This window comes from Klebsiella sp. HMSC25G12 (assembly GCF_001807705.1).
Classification (GTDB): domain Bacteria; phylum Pseudomonadota; class Gammaproteobacteria; order Enterobacterales; family Enterobacteriaceae; genus Klebsiella; species Klebsiella variicola.
This window is the reverse complement of record NZ_KV789903.1, coordinates 1-1,792: the sequence shown is the minus strand read 5'-3', so window position 1 is coordinate 1,792 and position 1,792 is coordinate 1. Positions and strand designations below refer to the sequence as shown.

Genomic DNA, 1,792 nt, shown 5'->3' with positions numbered 1-1,792 from the left:
TTATCAACGAATACGACCAGCACCAGACCAGCCTGGCCTTTCGCCTCGACGGGGATGCACTTATCTTCGACGTCGAACTGCCGATCGCGTGGAATTTCAATAACTGAAGATTCAGCGGTGTAATGCCGCCTGGTTGCTACACCCGGTCAGCCAGCTCCCCTCACCCTAACCCTCTCCCAAAGGGAGAGGGGATCAGCCCGTGCCAACCTCCAGCCGTGGTAGTCACTCCATACTCTGCTGTTATTTCAGGCGCCTGTAATCTTCCCCATATGGCTGTCATCTGAATAGCAATATCCAGCATATAGCCACCATAACCCTCACTCATGTACAGGATCTTTAGCGGCAACCAATTGAAATAGATATAAAAAAGGCTTCGTTTGTGATCTGATTTTATCGCCAAACAAAATCAACACGCGCGAAGCCTATGACTATTATCAACGCTAATTACTATCTGGAGCAACTCTTGGCTCCCGCCGCACTCGAGCGCATTGCTCGGCTCTGCAAGTTTTGTCTGCGTCAGCGTGCCATTACCCCAGCCATGCTCGTACCTGCACTGCTGCGGGCCATGGGAGGCGACCAGGTCAATGACATTGCCGGTTTACACCGCCATTTCAATGCCTTGCAACTGGTAAACACCCATCAGGTTTCTTACAAACCGTTTCACAATCAGCTGCGCAAAGAGAGCTTTGCCCTGTTTATGAAAGCCCTGGTCGAGCGGGCCATCGCCTTGCGTATCGACCATCAACTCAAAGCAGCCTCCCTCGGCGCGTTCAAGCAGGTGTTACTGCACGATGGCACCTCCTTTGCGGTGCATCGGCGCCTTGCTGCTGATTTTCCCGGCCGGTTCAAGACCATCAGTCCGGCAGCTATCGAGTGCCATATGACCATGTCACTGTCGGAGCAGAGCCCGTTGTGCATGAGTGTGTCTGCCGATACCGCAGGGGAACGGCAATTTCTGCCTGAAGCCCACACGCTGACCAACTGCCTGCTGCTGGCTGACGCAGGTTACATTGACAGGGCTTGGTTTGAGCAGGTGAACGACGCTGGCGGATTTTATCTGGTGCGCGGCACGAAAAGCCTGAACCCCAAGATAATCCAAGCCTGGCGCGGTGATGGACGGGAAGTACCCAAGCTGGCGGGACTATCTCTGAGAGAGGCCGGACGGCGACGCTGTCGGGCCGAGGTACTGGATATGGTGGTGAAGTCCGGCCAGGTCGAGTACCGGTTGATCCGGCGCTGGTTTGCTGAGGAAAAGCGGTTCTGTCTGTGGATGACGAACCTACCGCGAGCAGCATGGTCAGCAGAGCAGGTGATGAGCCTGTATCGCTGCCGTTGGCAGGTGGAGTTGTTATTTAAAGAGTGGAAATCGCACAACCGGCTCAAGGGGTTTGTGACGGGCGAGAAAGCGATTGCCGAGGGGTTGGTGTGGACGAGCCTGCTGTCGCTGGTGATGAAGAGACGGGTCGCGCAGAGTGTGATGAGTGGGGCGCTATCGATGCTGAAAGCGTCGAAGAACAGTGCGACGTGGTGGCTACCGCTATTGGAAGCAGTGGCCCATAGGGCGCTGACAGAAATAAGGGAAAGATTGGAATGGGCTGCCGATTATTTGGCCAAGAACGCCTGCCGAACCAAGCAGAGAAAGTCGATACAGAACAGGACCTTGGAAGGCGTTTTAAATGGACTCGCCGCTTAAGGTCCTGTACATGTATACTGAATTGCGAATGCCAGCATTTTTGGATTTACCATAACGTCTTCTTACGCGCACCGCTAAAACGGCCTCAGGGCGTTTCTG

At 54.4% G+C, this 1,792-nt stretch carries 1 protein-coding gene; it reads left to right on the top strand.

What is annotated here, in order from left to right; translation table 11 throughout:
• The first annotated feature begins 424 nt into the window (after positions 1–424).
• Positions 425–1,693: an IS4-like element ISApu1 family transposase gene (locus HMPREF3096_RS17340; protein WP_011191342.1), complete on the top strand. Its 1,269-nt coding sequence runs from the start codon at positions 425–427 to the stop codon at positions 1,691–1,693.
• Positions 1,694–1,792: the final 99 nt, after the last annotated feature.

Bases quoted from the DNA above. Each gene is read 5' to 3' on its own strand.
- HMPREF3096_RS17340 (WP_011191342.1), top strand. From the start codon at position 425: ATGACTATTATCAACGCTAATTACTATCTGGAGCAACTCTTGGCTCCC.